Here is a 21024-nt window from a genome sequence, read left to right on the forward strand (position 1 = left end):
TTCTCCCACCTACCTATTGAGAACCCCGACCTGCCCGCCTAATCTGCACCCACCGGCCCCAGGACAAAAACAATGAAAACCCTACCGCCCGTGCACCGCATCGCCTTGCTCTTCAACGGCAGCAAAATCTACGACCGTGGGATCATCACCGGTATCGGCAATTACCTGAGCAGCACCCGCGCTTCCTGGGACCTGTTCCTGGAAGAGGATTTTCTCTGCCGTCTGCGCGGTATCGAGCGCTGGCAGGGCGATGGCATCATTGCCGACTTCGATGACCCGCTGATCGGCGAGGCGCTGGCCGGGAGTCGGATACCGGTGGTGGCGGTGGGGGGATCTTACGAGGACGTCAGCGCGTACCCCAAGGGCATTCCCTATGTTGCGACCGATAACCATGCCTTGATGAAGCTGGCCTACGAGCATTTGATCGAGGCCGGGCTGACGCGGTTTGCCTGTTTCAGCCTGCCCGAGGCCCAGGCCAATCGCTGGGCGCAGGAGCGTGAGAAAGCCTTTCGCGGCTTGGTGCAACGCGATGGTTTGCCGGTGGAGATCTATCGCGGCCTGGGCACCAGTGCGCCGTTGTGGGACAGCGCGGTGGAGCAGCAGATTGCCTGGCTGCACAGCCTGCCCAAGCCCATCGGTATTATCGCGGTCACCGATGCTCGCGCCCGGCAGTTGTTGCAAGCTTGCCTGACGGCGGGCATTGCGGTGCCGGAGGAGGTGGCGTTGATCGGGATCGACAACGACCCGCTGACTCGCACCCTGACGCGGGTGCCGCTGAGTTCGGTGATCCAGGGCACCGAGACCATGGGCCGTACTGCCGCGGCCTTGCTGCATCAGATGCTGCACGGCAAGCCCTGCACCGGCACGCAGGTGCTGGTGCCGCCGGACGCGATCAACGTGCAGGCCTCCAGCCTGCATCAGCCCTTGGGTAACCCTTATGTGATGCAGGCATTGCTGTTTATCCGCCAGTACGCGTGCCAGGGGATCAAGACCGACCAGGTCGCCGCCTATGTCGGGGTCTCACGCTCGTCATTGGAGGCGCACTTTCGCAAGGTGCGCGGGTGCAGCGTGCATGACGAAATCCTGCGCTTCAAACTCGCCGCCGCCGCCAAGGGCCTGGAGAACCAGGACCTGGCCATCGCCGACATCGCCGCCCGCTGCGGCTTCACCTCTGCGCAGTACTTGCATACGGTGTTTCGCCGCGAGTTTGGCTGTACGCCACGTCAGTATCAGCAGGGCAGGCCAGTTGCAGCGCCTGTTGCATGCTTGCCAGCTTGATCTGGGTTTCTTCGTACTCATTGGCCGATAGCGAGCCCTCGACAATCCCGCAGCCAGCAAACGCATGGCAGTGCCTGGGGGTGATCAGCGCCGAGCGCAGGGCCACGAGAAAATCGCCATTGCCCTCGGCGTCCAGCCAGCCCACTGGCGCGGCATACCAGCCGCGATCAAAGCCTTCGTGTTCACGGATAAAATCCAGCGCAGGCGCGCGCGGTAAACCGCCGACCGCGGGGGTAGGGTGCAAGGCTTGGATACCGTCCAGCAGGCGCTTGCCGGTGTTGAGCCTCGCGGTGATGGGCGTGCTCAAATGCTGCACGGTGGCAAGTTTCAGCAAGTTGGGGTGCGGCGCGGCGTGCAGGTCGCTGACCTTGTCACCCAAGGCTTGGGTAATGGTCTGCACCACCAGTTGATGCTCGTGCTGCTCTTTCGGGTCGGCCAATAAACGTTCCCCCAGCACTTGGTCTTCATTGGGCTTGAACCCACGACGGGTGCTGCCTGCCAGGGCGTGGGTGGTGAGACGGCCCGCCTCGCAACTGAGCAACCGCTCGGGCGTGGCACCCATGAAGCAGTGTTCGCCCCGGTGAATCGCGAACAAGTGCGAGGCGTTACGCCGAGCGTGCAGGCGGCCCATCACCGCGCCAGTGTCGAGCGCGGCGTCCAGGTGGTGGTCGATATGCCGCGCCAGCACCACCTTGCTCAAGTCACCCTGGGCGATGGCGTGCAAGGCGGTCTCGACCTTGACCTGCCATTGATCCCGCGGCAGTGCGACGCGTTCCAATACATGGGGGGTAGGAGCAACGTGGGTGGCTGGGTTGAGCAGTTGTTCAAGGGCGGCCAGGCTTGCTTGCACCAAGGCCGCAGGATCGCTGCCGGGCTCGACCACGCGCTGGCAGCGTAGCCAGCGCCCGTGGGTGTCCTCGCTGAGCAACCAGTGGGCAAGGTGGAAACTGGCATCGGCAAACGGCGCCCAATGGGATGCGCAGGGCTGCTGCTCATCAAAGCGCATACCGCCCAGCAGCAAGGGCGGATGCGGGCCCTCCACCAGCGCATCGGCGCACAGTGCGAACCATTGGCGATCCACTTCGGCCATGCGCTGGGACCCCGAGGCTTCGATCTGCCAGGTGCAGCCGAGGCCGAACAAACTTAAGTCCGGCGAGTGCGCACACCAGAAGAAACCCTGGCGATGGGCCTTGTACACTACCAAGGGCGCCAGCGTCGGCGCGGGGTAGGCGCTGACGGCAATAACGGGGCGCTGGTACGCCACCGCCCGTTGGTGCGCGGCCTGGAAGGTCTTGAGCAAATCGGCCGCGTTCATACGCACTGGCTCTTTTTCTGTAGCCAGAAGGCCGTCTGCTCGGCGATGTACCAGTGGATGATCTGGTTGAACAGGCCCTCGACAAACTCGCCATCCAGCCCGACCTCCTGCGCCCACTGCCGGCGCTGGGGCAACATCGCCGCAACGCGATCGGGTGCGGCAATGCTGGCCTGGTCGGGTTTGAATGCGGAGGCGGCCTTGACGTATTGCATGCGCAGGCCGAGGGCGTCGATGATCTGCTTGTCGAGGCTGTCGATGGCATGGCGAATGTCGTGAAGGCCAGTGCAGTGTTCCGGGGTTTTCATCGTGCGTCTCCCTGAAGGTAGGCGGTGCGCTGCAACAGGTGGTCGATCACCGGTCGCGGCTGATGCTTGAGGTAAAAGTGGTCGCCGTCGAACAGGCGGATGTCCGGGGTATGGCGGCTCAGGTCGGCCCAGGCGCGAGCCTGCTCCAGGCTGACTTCGGCGTCATCGCGGGCCAGCAGCACGTCCAGCGGTGCCGTTAACGGCTGTAGGTTCGCGGGGCGCCAGGTTTCTATGGCCTGGTAGTCGCTGCGCAACGCCGGCAGAAACAGCGTGCGTAACTGCGGGTTGGCCCACAGGTCGGCGGCCTGGGCGTCCTGGCGCAGGATGTCGGCAATCAACGCGCTGTCGTCCTGGCGATGCAGGTCGCTGGACGGTTGCCGGTGCGGCGGCGCGTGGGCCGAGACAAACACGTGATCAGGGCCTACCCCGGCGGCGTCCAGCAGTGCGCCCACGGCATAGGCAAGCGCCGCACCCATGCTGTGGCCGAACAGCCACAGGGGCCGCGCAGGCAAGGTCAGCAACGCCTGGCTGATGTGCTCGGCGAGGGTCGCCAGGCATGGGATATGCGCTTCGTTGAAGCGCTCTTCGCGCCCGGGGTACTGCACTGCCAACAGGTCAATGTCACCCGGCAAATGCGCCAGCCACGGCCGAAAAAAGCTCGCGCTGCCACCGGCGTGGGGCAGGCACACCAGGCGTGCGCGGGGCTGTTGCCCCTCACGCAATACACGTAGCCACGGGCTCATAAGGCCAGCACCTGTTCCGCCAGGGCCTTGCGGTTGACCTTGCCCAGGCGCGTCAGCGGAAACTCGCGCAGCACTTGCAAGCGGTCTGGCAACTTGTAGGCCGCCAGCCCACGCTCGCGCAGCCAGGCGTTGATCGACGCCAGGTCCAATGGCGCGCCGTGGGCCAGTACGCAGGCGCAACTGCGCTCACCCAGCAACTCGTCGGCCAGCGCCACCAACGCCACATCGCGGATCAGCGGATGGCCGAGCAGCAGGTTCTCGATCTCTTCCACCGGAATCTTTTCGCCGCCCCGGTTGATCACATCCTTGCTGCGCCCCTCGACGATCAAATGCCCTTCGGGCAGGCGCCGTACCAGGTCGCCGCTGCGATAAAAGCCATCGGCGGTAAAGGCGCGCTGGTTGTGCTCGCGAGCGTTGTAGTAACCGCGAATGGTGTAGGGCCCGCGCACCAGCAATTCACCGACGGCGCCGGGAGCCACCGGCACATCGTCGGCATCGACGATACGGATCTCATCCGCAGCGGTCAGCGGCAGGCCCTGAGTGTCGAAGACCAGCGCCTGCGGGTCATCCAGCCTGGTAAAGCACAGCAATCCTTCGGCCATGCCGTACACCTGTTGCAGGCCACAGCCCAGGGTGGGGCGGATGCGTGCGGCGATCTCGGCCTTGAGGCGTGCGCCACCGACTTGCAGCCATTGCAGGCTGCTGAGGTCGTTGTCGGACCATTGCGCCACTTCCAGCCACAGCAACACCAGTGGCGGGATCAAGGCCGTGTGGGTAATGCGTTCGCGCTCGATCAGTTCGAAGGCGGTGTCGGGGCTTGGTTCCGGCGCCAGTACCAGGGTGGCGCCGACGCTGAACACCCCGAGTGCCCCCGGCGAGGCCAACGGGAAGTTATGTGCCACCGGCAGCGCCGCCAGGTAACGGGTGTGGCGGTCGAAACCGCAGGCTTGCGCCGCCAGCCGGGCATTGCACGCATAGTCGTCATGGGTGCGCGGGATCAGCTTGGGCAGGCCAGTGGTGCCGCCGGACAGCAATAGCACCGCCACATCGCGAGCGTCCGGCGCCGGGAACGGGTGGGGGGTGGCGACGCAGTCGGCCAGGGCCACGAATTCCTCGGCCGCGCCTACCACCCACACCTGTTGCAGGCTCGACACCTGGCTACGCAACGTGCGCGCCAGGGGCCGATAATCGAAGCCCAAGTGCTGGTCGATAATCACATAGGCCACCGCTTGGCTAAGGTGTGCCAAGTGGGCCAATTCATGTTCGCGGTGGGCCGGCAACGCAAACACCGGGATCGCTCCCAGGCGCAACAGAGCGAAGGTCAGGCTGAAAAACTCGGCGATATTGGGCAGTTGCACCAGCACTCGCTGGCCGGCGACCAGCCCGCGCGCGGCGAGGCCGGCGGCCAGGCGGTCGGCGTGTTGGTCCAGCTCGGCGTAGCTCCAGCGTCGGTTGCCGTCCACCAGCGCCTCTTGCTGCGGCGTACGCTGGGCTTGCTCACGCAGCAGTTGGCCCAGTGGCGCGCCTTGCCAGTAGCCTTGCTCGCGGTAGCGGCGGATAAAATCTTCGGGCCAGTCTGTGAATCCATCAAGCATGGCTATCTCCATGTGCAGTCGGGCAGCTCAGCAATTGCGCACCGTGTAACGTCAATGGTTGCGCCAGGCCGGCGACTTGCACCGCCTGTACGCCGGTAAATTCGGCGGGTTGCAGGTGCAACATCGGGTCATCGCCCGCGAGCAGGTTGAGGGCGCTGTGATCGGCGGGGCTTACGCCCAGGTGAATGGCCGCCAGCCCCGTGGCGCCGTTGGGATGGATCAGTCGCTGCGGGTGCTGGGAGGGTGAATAGGGCGTGACCAGAAACGGCAGGCGCTCATGCCGTGGGTAAACAAACCGAAAGCGCGTCTGGCTGCCGTCCGCACAGGTGCGTTGCCACTTCACCACACGGCCCATGGCCACGCCGCCGGCCGCCAGGTTTATCAGACGGGGTGCCAGGGCCAGGTCATCGCAGAGCAGCGCCAGGTCGCAAAACCCCTCACCCTGGGCAGCCCAGCGCAACATGCGCCGCCCGGCGCCACGCCCGGCCAGGCAGTCGATGGGCCACTTGAACAACCAGGCATGACGCGGGGTGGTGAGCAGCTCGATGATCGGCCCGCGGCTGAACCAGATATGCGCATGTTGCGCGCGGGCCTCGGCGGTGGCGTAGATGACCTCGAAACCGGCGGCGCGAAAGTTCGCCACCGCCTGGTGCAGGTCGCGAACCCACAGCAGCACATGGCTGCAGGACGAACGGGATTGGGCAGTGTTCAAAAGGGCAGGGCTCCCACGAGTTGCGCGCTGGGGTCAGCGCCAGGCGGCTGTACGGCGTCGGCGCAGCGATGCAGTTCGGTCATCGGCAGCGCACGGGGAATCGGCGGTTCAATCAGTTCCGGCATGCCGATCAGGCTGTTCATTTCACGCCAGGCCATCGACACCTCGGTGGCCCACATGCCGCTGCGCAGGCGCTGCGCCGGTTCGGCGATGTCGGCGCACAGCGCATCCAGGGCGAGGCTGACCGCATCGGGCCAGAGCTGGTTGAACACCTGGTGATAGCTGGCGGGTATGTGCGGGTCGAGCACCACCATGCTCGGCCCGGCCAATCGTTCACTGCCTTTGCCTGCCATGATCAGGCGGTCGGTGTCGTCCCGTGGTGCGTGCAGGCGTGGGTTCCACAGCACCGGGCCGTGGGTGTCGCACAGGCTCAGCACGCCGCCTTCACAGCCGACTTCAAGGCGATGCAGCAGGAACGAGTGGTTATCCGGGTCTTGGGGGTGCACCTGGTTTTGTACGCGCAGGCTGATCGGCACGCCATTGAAGCTGGCGTTCAACCGCGTGAAGGGTTGCGCACCGACACTGGCGGCCGGCGCCGCAAATACCCAGGGCCGCAAACCACCGGCCAGGCGCCCGAGAATATCCAGCAACGGGTAGGCCACCTGGCTGTTACAGGCCGCGTCGATATAGGCCAGCCCTTGTTGCTCACGCAGGTACGCGGCTACCGCCAGAAAACGCCGGATCGCAAGGATATTCGGGTACAGCGTATTGACCGCATAGGCCGCCTGGCCCTGACGCGCCGCCTGCATGCACGCGGCGATTTCGCGGTGATGCACCGGGTGTTCCTGCAATACGTGAATGCCACGGCGCAAGAACTGCTGGGCCAGTTCGCTGCCCACGCCACCGGTGGCGCCGGAACGCACCACCACGCAGGCAATGTCGACGCTATCGGGCACCTGCTCGACGGCCTCGTACAGCGCCACCCCGTAGTGATCGGCGCAGGCCTTTGAATAGGCATTGCCACGCGACAGGATGCCGACCAATTCATAGCGCTCATGGGCACGAGCCAAGGCTTGCAGGTAGATGCGGCCGAACGCGGTGCCGGCGACGATCACGCGTGGACGAGCGCGGCTCATGACCAGGTCACCGGCAGGCAGTGGGTACCGCGAAAGAACGTCGCCGTTTTCCACTGCACCTGCCCGCAGCGTTGCAGGTTGGGCAGGCGTTCTACCAAGGCTTGCAACGCCTCTTGCAACTCCACCCGCGCCAGCGCCGAGCCGATGCAGTGATGCAGGCCGTGGCCGAAGCCGAAATGGCCGCCGGCATTGCGTTGCAGGTTGAGGGTTTGCGGGTCGGCAAAGCGCGCCGGGTCATGGTTGGCCGCACCGATGGACGCGAAAACGGCTTCGCCCTGGCGAACCAGGGTTTCACCCACCTGGATATCTTCGAGGGCGTAATGCACAAACATCGCCGCCGACGCCAGCGGGATATAGCGCAGCAGTTCTTCCACCGCCTGCGGAATCTGCTCGGGATGGGCCTTGAGTTGTTGCCACTGTTCGGGGTTGTCCAGCAACACCAGAATGAAATTGGGGATCTGCGAAGCACTGCCTTCGTAGCCGGCGACGAGGATGGCGATGCACAACAGCAGCAGTTGGTCTTCGCTCAGGCGCTCGCCTTGGTCATCGGCCTGGGCCAGGGCGGTCATGAAATCGTCCTGAGGCTGACGGCGCCGCTCGGCGACCAGGCCCTTGATGTACTCAGCCAGTTCACCCAAGTGCTGTTGGGTCAACGCGGCGTCTTCGGCGCGGGTCGACAGCAATGAGTCGTTCCATACCTTAAAGCGTTCACGGTCTTGCAGCGGTACGCCCAGCAGCTCGCAAACCAACGCCAGGGGCAACGGTAAGGCATAGTCGCTAACCAAGTCGGCGGGCGGGCCGGCGGCGAGCATACGGTCGATCAACTCATGGGCGTAGGCCCGGGCATGGGGGCGCAGTGCTTCGACGCGCCGCCGGGTAAACGCCTGGGCGGCGCGGGAGCGGATCCGCGTGAGTTGCGGCGGGTCCATCATCACGATGCCGCCGGCAATTCGCGGGAATGCTCGCGGGGCATCGTCGCGGCGAAATGCTTCGCTGCGGCTGAAGCGCCGGTCGCCCAGCACCAGGCGCACATCGTCATAGCGGGTGGCGAGCCAGGCGGGCGCGCCGATGGGCATCTGGATACGCAGCAGGCCCGGTGCTTGCTGGGCATGGCGGTAAGGCTCGGCGAGCTCCAGGTCGGTGAAGGCATTGAAAGGGTAGGCCAGCGGGGTCATGGCAAGTCCTTGGCGGTAGGCAGGTCGGGCAAACGGTCGAGCAGTTCCAGGTGCAGGTCTGGGTGTTCCAGGTGCGCGGCCAGCGCGGCGCGGCTCAAGCGTTGGCAGGGCACTTGGGCGACGAACACACGATGGCCGAGCGACGCCAGCGGGTGGTCGGCGGCGGGCAGGCTGCGATTGCCCTGGAACCCGGCGCGGGCCAGGGCGGTTTGCCATTGGTTGAGGTCCAGGAAGGTACTGCTGCTCAGCGCGCGTTCATCGCTGGCCTGGTTGAGCATGAAAGCCTGGGAGGCCATCACCCAGAACTCCTCCTGGGTCGGCTCGCTGAACACCAGCCAGCCGCCGGGTTTTAGCAAGGCGAGCAGGGTGGCCAGGGAGCGCTCGGTGTCGCGGGCGGCATTCAGCACGCCCCCGGCGACGATCAGGTCCCAACTCTGGGTGCGATAGCCTTGGGCAGGGGCGGGGCGGTCGATATCAAACACCCCGTGGCGCACCCACGGCCAGGCGTGCAGACGCTCGGCGGCCTGCTCGCTGAAGTAGCGCGACACGTCGGTGCACAGATAGTCCACCGTGACCTTGGCCAGGGCCGGCACTACGGCCTGGGTGGTGGAACCGGTGCCGGCACCGACTTCCAGCACCCGCAAGGGCTCGGTGCCGCTCTGGCGCGCAGCCCAGGCGCCAATCCAGTGAGCCACGGCGCGATGCTGGTACTGCGCCGCCAGGCTTTCGCGGTACAACGCTGCCGCACGTTCGGTGCGGCCTTCGGGAAACAGCAGGTGCACCGCCGCGCACTCACCGCGCATCAACGCCGGCAACTGGCGAGCGTTGTCGCGAGCGTAATCAAGGGTGGCGCTGCCGCCGGTGTTGCGCGCCCAGTCCAGGCTCAACTGTGCCCAGATGCCCTCCAGGCTGGCGTCGCTCCAGGTGCTGGCGTCGAGGCTGGGATGCAGGTGGTCGCCTTGGCAGCGCAGCAAATCCTCGGCTTGGAGCACGTCGAGCCAGCGTGCGATGAGCGGGCGGTGGCCGGGGGCGATGCCGGCATTGGCGAGGCTGTGCGCCACATCGTTGAGTGGTGCGGGCAGCAGGTCGCACTGCTCCAGGCCATTGAGCATCGACAGCAAAGCGGCGTGGCTCAAGCGCTGGTTCAACTGTACGGCGTCGGTCAGTTGCGTGACGCTGAACTGCTGATCGACGGCGGCTGCGGTCGCGTCCAACTGATCGTCCACTGTCGCCGGTTCGCACGGCTGGGGCACCGCGAACAGCGTCGTGCCGTGCAGCGCCACCGCATTCACCTGGGGATGTTCCAGTGCCCGCTGGCACCAGCGCTGGTGCTCACGCTTGACGCTGACCAGGTCGCGCCCGTCATCGGTAAAACCCTCTACGTGGCAATCGAGCTGCGCCGCTGCCCGTTCCGCCAACTGCCAGTCGCCCGGTCGGAGGCTGATGAACAACAGTTGTTGCAGATGGCTCAGATCACTCAGGGCCAGGGCGGGAAAGTCCAGCAGACGCTCCAGTTGTTCGGCGCTCATCATTACCACCGCCGGACGCTGGCGTTCGAGCACTGCCAGCAAACGGGCCGGGGCCTGTTGATGCAGGCCCAGGTCGGTAAAGACCGGCAAGCGCCAGGGGTGCTTGCCGGCGGGCAGTTCGATCAGCAAGGTGTCGATATTCATGCTCAAACTCCTCTGGCCTGGAACAAGCGCTGCCCCGCAGCAGCGAGCGGTTCGCCCGCGTCAGGCCACACCTCCAGCAACTCAAAACCTGCAACCTGCAAGGCCTGGCGCCACGCGTCGACGGCCATGAAGGCTTCATCGCCAGCACGCAGCGGCGCATCGGCCGGCGGCGACAGCAACAGGTGCATGAAGGTCAGCATCGCCGGGTTGTCGGCGATGGATTCACTGAACAGCAAGACGCCGCCGTCGCGCAGACTGGTGCGGATCTGGCCGAGGCAGTCGGGCAGGTCGCGGGCGTTGTGCAGCGCGTTGCCGGCAATCACCAGGTCTTGGCTGCGGGGCGCTATGCCCTGGTCGCTGAAGCGGCGATTGAGATCGAGCAGGCCGAACTGCATCCCCGGCTCAAGACGAAACTGACGCTGGGCCGCACTGGTGAACAGCGAGCTGATGTCGGTAAAGCGATAATCCTTCTCGCGTTCTTGCAGCGCCGTCAGCACCGCAGCGGTGGTGCAACCGGCGCCGCCGCCCAGCTCCAGCACCTGCAGCGGCCCGGCAGCGGCGCTGACTTGCCGCGCCCGGGCCCCCAAGGCTTGATTGATCGCCGCAGTGAAGTGGTTGTGCTGGTAGGCGCCCATCACCTTCACGGGGTCCCCGCCAAGCATCAGCAAGTGGGTGAGGGTGAATTGATCGCGCAGCAGGTCGGGCAGGCATTCGATCACTTGGGTATGCAGGCGCGCCATGCTGTCTGGAAAGCCCAATGCGGCATACAGGCGCGGCAGTTCGCCCACTTGCGGGTCATCGGGGGGCACTTGCCAACCCAGGCGTTTACCTTCCTCGTGCAGCAGGCCGGCACGGGTCAACGCGGCCAGCCAGCGGCGTACCACCCAGGCATGACGGGCCGCCGTGCCCAGGGCCTGGTTGATGTGCTCGGCAGTGCGCCACGCCTGCAACGGCAACGCCTGGCTGTGCAGTAACACCTGGGCCATCACGCCCAGGCTCAAGTGTTCCAGCTCGTTCAGGGCGGTGTTCATAGGCAACCTTCTTGGGCGACATGCAGTTGATCGAGCGGGCCGTGCAACAGGTTCAGGCTACGAATTGCCGAGGTGCACAGCAGGCGCTCCAGGCTGGCGGTGGGCGGCAGGGCCTGGGCCGCCTCATGGCAGCCGGCGCTGATCTCACCCTCCACCACGCTGATCACCGTGATCGCGGCCATGGCTGCGGTGAGCGCCGCATTGCCTGCGCCACTGAGCACCAGGCTGCGGGTCCGGACCTCGCTATCGTGCAGGCCCTCCAGTTGCAGCAGCAGGGTGACGAAGGGCGCCTGGCCGCTGAGATCCAGGCGGCTGGCTTCGCACAAGCGCTGCACCGCTTCTGCCCTTGGCAAGCCGTGAGCCTGGTCAAACGCCTTGAGCACGTAGCCGTCGGTGATCACGTTGAACCACTGGCCGACGTCCAGGTTCAGGTCCATGGCCAGACGTTCACCCTCAAGGTTCAGGTAGGGCAGCAGGTGAACCGAGCCGGGAAAGCACGGCACCGACACCTCGCGCCGGCGCCGCAGTGCGCGGCTGCGACGCCCGTGTTGCCAGGCCGCCAACGGCTCGCTGCTGCCGTCCACCGCACCGTGCAAAAAGTCGTCGGCAGCCACGGCGGTAAAGTGATCGCGCAAGCCGAAATAGCTGGTCAGGCTGCGCACCTGGGTGAATTCCTGCTCGGCCAGCCAGCGCGGCAGCAGGCCGGTGAACCCCGGTTGCAGGCCTGCGCCCAATATCGCGCAGCGGCCACGCCATTGGGCGGGGTCGAGGTGCATATGACCGGCGGCGTCGACGTAATGCGCGTCGGCCTGCAACGCTGCCTGCGCGGCACGGTCCTGCACGCGCCACGAGGGGCCCGCGCAGTTGAGCAGCACAGCGCAACCACGGGCGAAGGTGGCCAAAGCCTCGGCATCGTTGAAGTCCACTTCGGCCCATTGCAAACGGGCTTGGGGCCACTGCTGCTGGAGAACCTGCACGCAGTGCGCGCCCTTGGCGGCATCGCGCCCGCCCAGGCGCAGATCGTTCACTCCCAGCGTCAACAACGCCTGGGCGCTGGACAGCCCCACGTCGCCACTGGCGCCCAACACCCCGATCAGCATGGCTGCGCCTCGGCTTTCAAGCGCCAGCCGCCGGCGCGCTGGCGGTCATGCCAGAACCCTGCGTAACGACCGTTTTGGGCAAGTAATTGTGCGTGCGTCCCCGATTCCACCAATCGGCCTTCATCCAGCACCAGTATCTGGTCGGCGGCCATGATGGTGGGCAGGCGGTGGGCGATCACCAGTACTGTGGCGTTTTGCATCAGGGCGTGAATCGCCGTCTGCACGAAGGCTTCGTTGTGCGGGTCCAGGGCCGCCGTGGCTTCATCCAGCAGTACGATGGGCGCACGTTTGAGCAGGGCCCGGGCCAGGGATACCCGTTGGCGTTCGCCGCCGGACAGCGCTGCGCCGCCTTCGCCTACCGGGGTGTTCCAGCCCTGGGGCAGGCGCGCGACGATTTCATCCACACCGGCCAATCGCGCCGCTTCGGCCACTTGCTCGGCGCTGGCGTCCGGGTTGCCGACGCGAATGTTGGCCTCCAGGCTGTCGTCGAACAGGTAGACGTCCTGCATCACCAGAGACAACTGCGCCATCAGCGCTGCGTTGGACAGCTCGCGTACGTCTACACCGCCAACCCTGACGCTGCCCTCGCTGGCATCGAAAAAGCGCATCAACAAGCGGGTGACAGTGGTTTTGCCCGAGCCCGAGGCGCCGACAATCGCGGTCATCGAATGCGCCGGTGCGCTGAAGGTCAGGTTATGCAGCACCTTTGGTCCGCTGGGGTACCCGAAGCTGACCTTGTCGAAGGCCAGGGTGCCGGGTGCCGTCAGCGGTTGGCTCACCGCGGGTTCCGGCAGCGGCGGCTCGCGCAGGATGCCCACCAGTTGCTCCAGGTCGTTAGCGGCCATGCGTAACAGACCACTGCGCGCCGCCGCTTCGGCCAGCGGCCCGACAAAACGTGCCGCCAGAGCGAGTAAGGCGACCAACTGGATGGCGTCGATTTCGCCATGGGCGGCCAGGGCGACGCCTACGCCCACCAGCAACGCAAACGCCAGTTGTACGGTCAGGCCACCGGCCAGCAACTTGGGAAAGGTCTGCGACAGCATCGAGCCGCCCGCGTGTTTCTGCGCCAGGTTGGCGGCCTGCAACGGCGCGTAGCCGTCCTGGGTGCGACCAAAGGCGCGCAGCACTGGCTGGTAGCGGGCGAATTCGACCACGCGGTTACCGGCCAGAGTCGCGGCGGCTTCCACGCGCGCATCATTGCTGCCGATGGCGGCGGCCGACCAGTGATGGGTGAAGTAGATCAGCGGCGCGCACAATGCGGCGGTCAGGCCCAGGCGCCAGTCGAACACGAACAGGGTCAGCGCCACGGTAGCCGGCACTACCACGCCAGACACCACCGGCCCCAGGTAATGGGCAAACAAGCCGGTGACCATCAGTGTGCCGCTGGTGGCACTGCGCGACAGACGCCCGACCTTCTCGGAGTTGAACCAGCCCAGCGGCAGGCTGACCAGGTGCTGGCCAAGGCGGTCATGCAAGGTGGTCAACACCAGCAGCGCCAGGGCAAAGCCCTTCATGGCCTGCTGGTAATGGGCGATGCAGGTCAGCACCACCATCGCCGCCAGGCCAGCCAGCCAGAGGGACGCGCTGTGCAGGTCACCGGCAAACAGCGCGTGCAGGATCGGCACCAGCAACGCCACGGCCAGCCCTTGCAACACGGCACTGGTCACCAGCCAGGCGAGGTAGCGGTACAGGCGTGCGGCGTGGGCCGGGCCCAATAAAGTCACGAGGCTGCGGATCACAAGGACATCTCCAGGTCGGGGGCGGTGGTTTCGGTGCCGGCGCGCCACAGGCGGGCATAGGTGCCGTTCGCCGCCAGCAATTGCTCGTGAGTACCGTTTTCCAGCACGCGGCCCTGGTCGAGCACCACGATCTGGTCGACGCCGCAGATACTCGCCAGACGGTGGGCAATCACCAGCACCGTGCGGCCGCGGGCCAGGGCAGAGAGGGCATCCTGGATCAGCGCTTCGGATTCGGGGTCGGCGTGGGAGGTGGCTTCATCGAGGATCAGCACCGGCGTATCGGCCAGCAGCGTGCGAGCGATGGACAAGCGCTGGGCTTCACCGCCGGAAAAAATCGCGTCTTCGCCGATCACCGACTGATAGCCGCGGGGCAGGGCGCGGATGCGTTGATGAATCTGCGCGGAGCGTGCCGCTGCCTCGACGTCGGCATCGCTGGCCTCGGGGCGGCCCAGGCGCAGATTGTCGGCGACGGTGCCGTGCACCAGTTGCGCGTCCTGCAACACAAACCCCACGTGTTGATACAGCTGGCGCGGGTCAATCTCGCGCACATCCACACCACCCACGCAGACCCGCCCGGCGTTGACGTCGTGAAAGCGCGGTACCAACTTGGCCAGGGTCGATTTGCCCGCGCCGGAGGCACCCACCAGCGCGGTGACGCTGCCAGCCGGGCAGTGCAGGTCGACGCCATTGAGGATCAGGTGTTCGGGGTCATAGCCGAACTGCACCTGTTCAAAGCGAATATCACTGCCCTGGGGCATCCTGCACACCTTGGGCGTGGGCAGTTCCTCAACCTCAAGCAGCGCCTCGATGCGGTCGGCGGCCGCGAGGGCAGTGCGCTGGGCAGTGAGGCTCTGGTTGATCACCAGCAACGACTGCGGAATCACCACGGCTACCAGGGTTTCGGCGAACAACTCCAGCGCTGTAATCCAACCCTGGGCCAGCAACAGGCTGCCCACCCCCAGGCTCACCAACAGAATTACCGGCACGCTCAGGGCCATCGATGAAAACGCTTCCAGGCGCAGCAGCGGCCGCACCCAGCCAGCGTATTGCGTGCTGAACTGGTCGACCGCCTGCTGATAGCTGCGATGGGCCTGGCCCACCTGGCCGAACGCCTTGACCACGGCAATGCCGTGGACAAACTCGACAATCGCCGCGCTGACCCGGGTCATGCTCTTGTCGAGCAACTGCATCTTGGCGCCGAAGCCGCGCATCATCAGGCTGTAGGCCACCGCGTAGATCGGCAGGGTCAGCACCGCCAGCAGCGCCAGGCGCCAGTTCAATGTGGCCAACCAGATCAGCCCTGCCAGCGGGGTGACTATCGCCGCCGTCACTTCCACTGCGTGATGGGCAACCAGGTGGTGCAGGTCTTCCAGGTCGTCCTGCACCACTTTGCGCACCGCGCCGGAGGTGGTGTCGGTGTACCAGCCCAGCGGCACGCGCCCCAGCTTGCGCACCATGGCTTCGCGCAAGCTCGATTGCAGGCGGTGGTCGGCCAGGTGGGTCAGCCACAGCGCGACGCCGCTGGCCATCCAGCCAAGGCTCAGGGCGACCACTACCAGCGCCGCCCACAGCCACAACGTGTGGCTGTGGGCATTGCCGGCCAGCAGCAAGCGGCCCAGTTCGGTCAGGCCGATAAAGGGCACCAGGTTGACCAGTGCGCCGACGGCGGCGAATACCACGCCGAGGCGGATCAGGCGGTTGACCGGGCGTTTGAGGGTATCGAGTGCGGTGCTCATGAGTTTTTCCGAAGGGCCTCAAGCAGGTGCGCGGTGACGGTGTGCACGTGGGGTGGCTCGATCACGCTGAAGTGGTTGCCCGGCACGTCGATCAGGTTAAATTGCCCCAGGCACGCGTCCTCCCAGAACGGCGCCGCCAGGTGGCCGACGCCGCCGGTGATCCCGAACGATTGCTGCTCCAGGCAGCGCAGGTAGGTCATGTTGCCGAGGAACGGCGGCGGGTCGAACCGCGCCGCCCGCATGCTGTGGCGGCATACTCGGAATAGCGTGGGCACCAGCTCCGGGCCGATGGGCACCCCGGCCTGGCCGGAGGCCAGGCGCGCATACTCGGCCAGGCGCTCTTCCTGGCTGCGCGCCGACTGTTGCTGCACCGCCAATGCCAGCGCGTCCAGGCCCGGGTCGCCGCCCAAGGCAGCCATAGCCCCGGCGGGTACGCGGCGGTTGTCGCGGGCCATCAGCAGGTCGATGGCGCGGTACACGTCGTAGTCTTCGATATGCGCGCCGAACACGGTCTTTACCGGGTCCAGGTTGAGGTTGGGCACGAAGATCGCCTCATAGGCCAGCTCTTCGTCGGTGTCGATAAACATCGGGATACTGTCGATCAGGCTCAGGTCCACCACCTCCATGCCACGTTCCAGCAGGCGCCGGGCGACTTCGGTGGCGAGCAGGCCGCCCAGGCAGTAGCCGATCAACTGGAAGCGCTGATGGCCGTCGGCGATCAAGCGTTCGGCGTAGTCCTGGGCCACGCTTTCAATCAGGCGCTTGGGTTCCAGGGCCAGGTACTGCGCGGTGTCGGCCACCGCAAAACCGATCACCGGGCCGGCCTGCTGAGCGGCGAGTGAACGGCCCAGGTGCTGGAAATAATCCAGGGTGCCGAGGGCCGCGTGGAACATCACCCGCACCGGGCCGACGTCGCCGCCGCCAAAGGGCACCACCAGGGCGTTGCTGTTGGATGAACGCTGGGAATCGCCGGGCTTGACCGCAGACGGTGCGCTTTCTCCATGGCTGAGCAGGCGCGCCAGTGCGCTGACAGTCGGCTCGTTGAGCATCTGCCGCAACAAGGCGTCGTAGCTCAGGCGTTGCGCCTGGGGCAGTTGTTCGCGCAACTGGCCGGCGACCCGGGCGAGGATCAGCGAGTCGGCGCCTTTTTCGTAGAAACTGTCGTCGGCACCGATCTGCGCCAGGCCCAGGGCCTCGGCCCACACTTGGCACAGCTGCGCGGTGAGTGGGTCACTGGGTACCTGCTCGCTGCTGGCGGCTTGGGTATCCACGGCGGGGCGCCAGTTGGCCAGGGTCTTGCGGTCGACCTTGCCGTTGGCGGTCAAGGGCAGGCGGTCGAGTACTTGCACATGCGCTGGCAGCATGTAGTCCGGCAGGCGTTGCGCGAGAGCGCTGCGCAGGCTGTCGACGCTCAGGCGCTGGAACCCGGCCTTGAAGCGTGCGGCGAACACTTGCATACCCAGGGCCGCCAGCGGGTGGTCGGCGTGGGGCAGGGCCGGCAGGCTTTCGCCGCCGAATGCCTGGATACGCTCACGCCAGGTGTCGGCGCTGCACAAGCCACTGCGGCCTTGGTCGTGATCGCTGTCTGACGGCGTCATCATGAAGCCCTGGGTCAGTAGAATCGGCGGCCATTCGCCGGTCGGCTCGCTGAACACCAGCCAGCCACCCGGGCTGAGCAGTTCGGTGATCTGGCCGAGGGCGTTGTCGATGTCCTTGACGCTGTTGAGCATGCCCGCGCACAGCACGATATCCACGCTGTTGCTGGCCAGGCCCTGGGGGCGGATGGGCTGATCGATGTCCAGCACGCCATAACGCACCCAGGCGTGGTCGGCAAAGCGTTGCCTGGCCGCCGGCAGGAAAAACGCGGTCATGTCGGTGAACAGGTAATCCACTTCGAGCCCATCGAGCAGGCTGATCACCGGCGCACTGGTAGCGCCGGTGCCCGCGCCGATTTCGAGGATGCGCAACGGGCCGTCGCCGTCGTGGTGGGTAGCAAGGCGGTTGATCAGCGCAGCGATGCTGTGGTTGTTGTAGCGCGACACGGCATCCCCGCCATACAGCTGCAATGCCAGGTCTTGCTCGCCTTGAGGGAACAACAGGTCGAACGGATTGACCTCCCCGCGCAGCAGTTTCTGCAGTTGCCCGACGTGATTGAGCTGGTAGTCGAGCAGCGTCTGGCTGCACAGCCCGGACGCGACCGCCTGTTCCACCCGGCCCCATGCCAGCGCCGGGTTTGGCGCGCTGTCGAGCAGGCGATAGCGGGACTGTTCACGGTGCAACAGGCCCGCGTCACACAAGGCCGCGAGCCAGCGCCGCACCAGCCAGTGATGGCGGGGCTGCGCTTGCAGGGCCTGCAGGATGGTGGGTGCATCCGGCTCGGCCCACGCGCCGCTGAATAGATTGGCCTTGAGCATCACGTCCAGCATCGAACTCAACGCTGCACCACTGAGGTCCGCCTGATAGTCGCGTACCTGTTGGGGGTCAAAGCTGCCGACCTGGCTGTCGGCGTAGCGCTGCACCGCCGTCAGCAACGGCGCACCGGGTAGCGGTTCGGGTTCGGCCCGTGCAGGCGTGACGAAGGCCAGTAGTTCGTCGCTGAACAGGCTGACCGCGCTGTCCACGCCCGGGGTGGAGAGCAGTGCGGCGTCGATTTCGCCCAGTTCCACCCGATGTCCACGGATCTTGACCTGGCCGTCGTTACGGCCGAGGAACTCCAGTTCACCCCCCGGCAGATAGCGGCCACGGTCACCGGTGCGGTACAGGCGCTGACCGTCGAGCGGGTGTGCAAAGAAGCGTGCCTCAGTCAACGCCGGGTCGCCCAGGTAACCCTGGGCCAGGCCGACGCCGGTGATGTACAGGTCACCCGGCACCCAGGTCGGCGCGTCGCGCCATTGGTTGTCCAGCACGCGAAAGCCCTGGTTGGCCAGCGGCAAACCGTAGGGAATGCTGCGCCATGCGGGGTCAATTGCGCCGATGGGGTGCAGGTTGGACCAGATCGAAGCCTCGGTGGCGCCGCCCAGGGCCACCAGGGCCAGGCCCGGCAACAGCGCGTGCAGTTGCGGCGCCAGGTTCAGCGCGATCCAGTCACCCGACAACAACGCCAGGCGCAGACTGTCCAGGGGGCGCGGCTCGGCTTGCAGGTAGTGGGCCAGCATCTGCAATTGCGCCGGTACCGAGTTCCACAGCGTCACCTGATGGCGCTGCACCAGCTCGGCCCAGTGCGACGGGTCGGCGCCGCGTGCCGGGTCGGGCAGCACCAGGGTGCCGCCCACCGCGAGGGGGCCGAACAGGTCATACACCGACAAATCGAAACTCAGTTGCGCCAGGCCCAGCACGCGGTCGGCGGCGTTGACCGCAAAGCGCCGGTTGATGTCCTGCACGGTATTGAGCGCAGCGCGATGGCTGATCATCACGCCCTTGGGTTCACCGGTGGAGCCTGAGGTGTAGATCACATAAGCGAGATCGTCGGGGCTGCCGTGCGGTGCCGGGAAGTCCGAAGTGGTCGGCGCCAGTTGATCCACGGCATGCCAGTGCAAGCCCTCCGGCAATGGCGTGTGGGGCAGGGCCTGGGACTGGCCGAGCACGTGGCGCACCTTGGCGCTGTGCAGCACGCGGTCGCGGCGGGCGGCCGGGGCATGGCTGTCCAGAGGCAGGTAGGCGGCGCCGGCCAGCAGTACGCCGTAGGCCGCCACCACTTGGTCACGGCCCTTGGGCATCAGGATCGCCACCGGTTCCTGGGCGCGGCAACCGGCGGCGCTGAGGGCAGCAGCGACTGCCAAGGCACGCTCCATCAGGGCGGCGTAGGTCAGGCTGCCGTGGGCATCGATCACTGCCAGGGCCTGCGGCTGTTCCCAGGCCATGCTCAGCAGGCTGTCATGCAGGCGGCCGGTGGGCAGCGGCGCGGCGGTGGCATTGGCGGCCAGGCGCTCACGTTGTTGCCAGGCCGGCAACGGCACTTGCATGGGGTGGTCCCAGGCGGCCGGGTCGAGGGCCAGTAACTGCAACTCGGCGACGAATGCCTGCTGCATGTCTTCGATCAGGCCGTCGGGGAACACGCCTTGGCGCACATCCCAGTGGATGTGCAAACCCTGCGCGTCGTCCATCACCTGGCAGTCGAGGGTCACCTGCGGAGTTTGGGTGATGCCGTGGCCGACCTGTCGCTGGCTGGCGGGAGGTGGTTCGATCGCCAGGCCGATAGCACTGGTGAACACCACCGGCATGGACGCCGCTTCACGCCCGCGCCGGCGACCGATTTCGCGCATCACCTGGATGCCGGAAAACAGCCGGTGCTCCAGGTCGGCAAACAGTTGATTGCCCAGTTGGCGTGCTTGGCTGGTGAAATCCTGGCCCTGGGGATCATTGACCTGCAACAGGCTGACCGAGGTGAAATCCCCAACCAGTTGACCCACTTGCGGATGCAGCGGCAAGCGGTTGAGCAGTGTCAGGTTGAGGCTGAAGGTGGGTTGCTGGCTCCAGCGTTGCAAGGTGCCGACGTAGGCGCTGAGCACCACGATGGACGGGGTGAGGCCGAGGGCGCCGGCGGCGCTTTTCAAGGCTGCCCATGGTTGCGCGTCGAGTTGCGCGCAGTGGCGCTGGAAGCGTGGCACGCTGGTGTTTTCGCCGCTCAGGGGCGCCGGCAGTTGCGGGGTGGGGGGCAGTTCATCGATACGCGCCATCCAGTAGTCACGGTCGCGTTGGTGGCGGCTGCCTTCGAGCAGGCCCCGTTCGGCCAGCAGGTAGTCGCGAAAGGTGATGTCCAGGCTGGGCAAGCTGGCCTGGGGGTCGTGCAGTAGCTGTTCCAGTTCATTGAACAGCAGTTGCGCGCTGGCCCAGTCGGCAATCAATGAGTCCATGGAGAAGTGCAGGGTGTCGCCGCTGTCGCTGCGGCTCAGGCGCAATTCGAATAGCGGCCAGATATCGGTAGGGTAGAGCTTCTGCTCCATGGCCTCACGTATCTGCTGCACGGCGTGCTGGTGCTGTTCACGAGTGGCGCCGCGCAGGTCGGCGACTTCCACCGGGTAATGGGCGACTTCGGCCAGCACGCGCTGGGAGCCTTCGCTGGCGATCACCGCGCGCAGCATGTCGTGCCGGGCAATCAGGCGGTTCCAGGCGTGTTCGACCTGCTGCAGGTCGAGGCTCGGCCAGCTCAGTTCGAGGTAACCGTGGCAGGCCACGTTGCCGTAGCCGAATGATGACTGGCGGCCGAGCAGGTAGGCGTTCTGCACATCGGTGAGCGGGAACGGCGCGTGGCGCTGTGCCGGGTCGGCCATCACCTGAGGCCGCTCCTGGGTTTGCAGCAGGTGCAGGATCTGCTGCTTGTGCTCGCGCAGTTGCGCCAGGCGCTCGGCGTCAAGCAGGCCCTGGGGCGCGCGGAATTTGAGTTGACCATCCTGGGGCCAGAGTTCGACGCCCAGGGACTTGAGTTCGCTTAACAGTTTGGCGGCGGGCATGGGGGCAGCTCCTGGGATAAGGGCAGGTTGCGCGGG

General features: G+C 66.1%; 14 protein-coding genes. 1 reads left to right on the forward strand and 13 read right to left on the reverse strand.

All coding sequences use genetic code 11. The features are described from left to right. Positions 1 to 72 precede the first annotated feature (72 nt). Positions 73 to 1278, forward strand: coding sequence for a XylR family transcriptional regulator (locus E4P00_RS12205; protein WP_103735306.1), 1206 nt, complete (start codon positions 73 to 75; stop codon positions 1276 to 1278). Here the strand turns inward: E4P00_RS12205 and E4P00_RS12210 are convergent. Genes E4P00_RS12210 through E4P00_RS12270 form a run of 13 tightly spaced genes read right to left on the reverse strand, consistent with a single transcriptional unit; the run spans position 1166 to position 20988 of the window. Continuing rightward, positions 1166 to 2593, reverse strand: coding sequence for an isochorismate synthase (locus E4P00_RS12210; protein WP_248131588.1), 1428 nt, complete (start codon positions 2591 to 2593; stop codon positions 1166 to 1168). The genes E4P00_RS12205 and E4P00_RS12210 overlap by 113 nt on opposite strands. Then, entirely contained in the window at positions 2590 to 2898 is a 309-nt protein-coding gene (locus tag E4P00_RS12215; protein ID WP_005787433.1) for an isochorismate lyase, read from the reverse strand. Before E4P00_RS12215 ends, E4P00_RS12210 begins: the two co-directional genes overlap by 4 nt. Beyond that, on the reverse strand, positions 2895 to 3641 hold the full coding sequence (locus E4P00_RS12220; protein WP_248131590.1) for an alpha/beta fold hydrolase: 747 nt from the start codon (positions 3639 to 3641) through the stop codon (positions 2895 to 2897). The genes E4P00_RS12215 and E4P00_RS12220 overlap by 4 nt, the downstream gene beginning before the upstream one ends. Next, the gene (locus E4P00_RS12225) at positions 3638 to 5236 is read right to left on the reverse strand and encodes an AMP-binding protein (protein WP_248131592.1); all 1599 of its coding nucleotides are present in this window, start codon (positions 5234 to 5236) and stop codon (positions 3638 to 3640) included. Before E4P00_RS12225 ends, E4P00_RS12220 begins: the two co-directional genes overlap by 4 nt. After that, positions 5229 to 5948 (reverse strand): VOC family protein, encoded by a 720-nt coding sequence (locus tag E4P00_RS12230; RefSeq protein ID WP_248131594.1) that lies wholly within the window; start codon positions 5946 to 5948, stop codon positions 5229 to 5231. The genes E4P00_RS12225 and E4P00_RS12230 overlap by 8 nt, the downstream gene beginning before the upstream one ends. Beyond that, a complete protein-coding gene (locus E4P00_RS12235; protein ID WP_078821034.1) occupies positions 5945 to 7084 on the reverse strand; it encodes a Gfo/Idh/MocA family oxidoreductase in 1140 nt (379 codons plus the stop codon). The genes E4P00_RS12230 and E4P00_RS12235 overlap by 4 nt, the downstream gene beginning before the upstream one ends. Continuing rightward, positions 7081 to 8259, reverse strand: a complete 1179-nt coding sequence (locus E4P00_RS12240; RefSeq protein ID WP_248131595.1) for a cytochrome P450 — start codon at positions 8257 to 8259, stop codon at positions 7081 to 7083. Before E4P00_RS12240 ends, E4P00_RS12235 begins: the two co-directional genes overlap by 4 nt. After that, on the reverse strand, positions 8256 to 9932 hold the full coding sequence (locus tag E4P00_RS12245) for a class I SAM-dependent methyltransferase (protein ID WP_248131596.1): 1677 nt from the start codon (positions 9930 to 9932) through the stop codon (positions 8256 to 8258). The genes E4P00_RS12240 and E4P00_RS12245 overlap by 4 nt, the downstream gene beginning before the upstream one ends. Positions 9933 to 9934: 2 nt before the next feature. Beyond that, positions 9935 to 10963 carry a class I SAM-dependent methyltransferase gene (locus tag E4P00_RS12250; protein ID WP_248131597.1) on the reverse strand — a complete coding sequence of 343 codons (1029 nt, stop codon included), beginning with the start codon at positions 10961 to 10963 and terminating at the stop codon, positions 9935 to 9937. Further along, entirely contained in the window at positions 10960 to 12063 is a 1104-nt protein-coding gene (locus tag E4P00_RS12255) for a saccharopine dehydrogenase NADP-binding domain-containing protein (RefSeq protein ID WP_248131599.1), read from the reverse strand. Before E4P00_RS12255 ends, E4P00_RS12250 begins: the two co-directional genes overlap by 4 nt. Then, complete coding sequence (locus E4P00_RS12260; RefSeq protein ID WP_248131601.1) at positions 12057 to 13802, reverse strand: ABC transporter ATP-binding protein; 1746 nt, start codon at positions 13800 to 13802, stop codon at positions 12057 to 12059. Before E4P00_RS12260 ends, E4P00_RS12255 begins: the two co-directional genes overlap by 7 nt. Continuing rightward, the gene (locus E4P00_RS12265; RefSeq protein ID WP_216091180.1) at positions 13799 to 15538 is read right to left on the reverse strand and encodes an ABC transporter ATP-binding protein; all 1740 of its coding nucleotides are present in this window, start codon (positions 15536 to 15538) and stop codon (positions 13799 to 13801) included. The genes E4P00_RS12260 and E4P00_RS12265 overlap by 4 nt, the downstream gene beginning before the upstream one ends. Continuing rightward, positions 15535 to 20988: a non-ribosomal peptide synthetase gene (locus E4P00_RS12270; RefSeq protein WP_248131603.1), complete on the reverse strand. Its 5454-nt coding sequence runs from the start codon at positions 20986 to 20988 to the stop codon at positions 15535 to 15537. Before E4P00_RS12270 ends, E4P00_RS12265 begins: the two co-directional genes overlap by 4 nt. Positions 20989 to 21024 lie beyond the last annotated feature (36 nt).

Source organism: Pseudomonas sp. B329, assembly GCF_023127835.1.
Classification (GTDB): domain Bacteria; phylum Pseudomonadota; class Gammaproteobacteria; order Pseudomonadales; family Pseudomonadaceae; genus Aquipseudomonas; species Aquipseudomonas synxantha_A.

What these genes read in the sequence shown, in the direction of transcription:
- E4P00_RS12205 (WP_103735306.1), top strand. Translation starts at nt 73, where the DNA reads ATGAAAACCCTACCGCCCGTGCACCGCATCGCCTTGCTCTTCAACGGC.
- E4P00_RS12210 (WP_248131588.1), bottom strand. Translation starts at nt 2,593, where the DNA reads ATGAACGCGGCCGATTTGCTCAAGACCTTCCAGGCCGCGCACCAACGG.
- E4P00_RS12215 (WP_005787433.1), bottom strand. Translation starts at nt 2,898, where the DNA reads ATGAAAACCCCGGAACACTGCACTGGCCTTCACGACATTCGCCATGCC.
- E4P00_RS12220 (WP_248131590.1), bottom strand. Translation starts at nt 3,641, where the DNA reads ATGAGCCCGTGGCTACGTGTATTGCGTGAGGGGCAACAGCCCCGCGCA.
- E4P00_RS12225 (WP_248131592.1), bottom strand. Translation starts at nt 5,236, where the DNA reads ATGCTTGATGGATTCACAGACTGGCCCGAAGATTTTATCCGCCGCTAC.
- E4P00_RS12235 (WP_078821034.1), bottom strand. Translation starts at nt 7,084, where the DNA reads ATGAGCCGCGCTCGTCCACGCGTGATCGTCGCCGGCACCGCGTTCGGC.
- E4P00_RS12240 (WP_248131595.1), bottom strand. Translation starts at nt 8,259, where the DNA reads ATGACCCCGCTGGCCTACCCTTTCAATGCCTTCACCGACCTGGAGCTC.
- E4P00_RS12245 (WP_248131596.1), bottom strand. Translation starts at nt 9,932, where the DNA reads ATGAATATCGACACCTTGCTGATCGAACTGCCCGCCGGCAAGCACCCC.
- E4P00_RS12250 (WP_248131597.1), bottom strand. Translation starts at nt 10,963, where the DNA reads ATGAACACCGCCCTGAACGAGCTGGAACACTTGAGCCTGGGCGTGATG.
- E4P00_RS12255 (WP_248131599.1), bottom strand. Translation starts at nt 12,063, where the DNA reads ATGCTGATCGGGGTGTTGGGCGCCAGTGGCGACGTGGGGCTGTCCAGC.
- E4P00_RS12265 (WP_216091180.1), bottom strand. Translation starts at nt 15,538, where the DNA reads ATGAGCACCGCACTCGATACCCTCAAACGCCCGGTCAACCGCCTGATC.
- E4P00_RS12270 (WP_248131603.1), bottom strand. Translation starts at nt 20,988, where the DNA reads ATGCCCGCCGCCAAACTGTTAAGCGAACTCAAGTCCCTGGGCGTCGAA.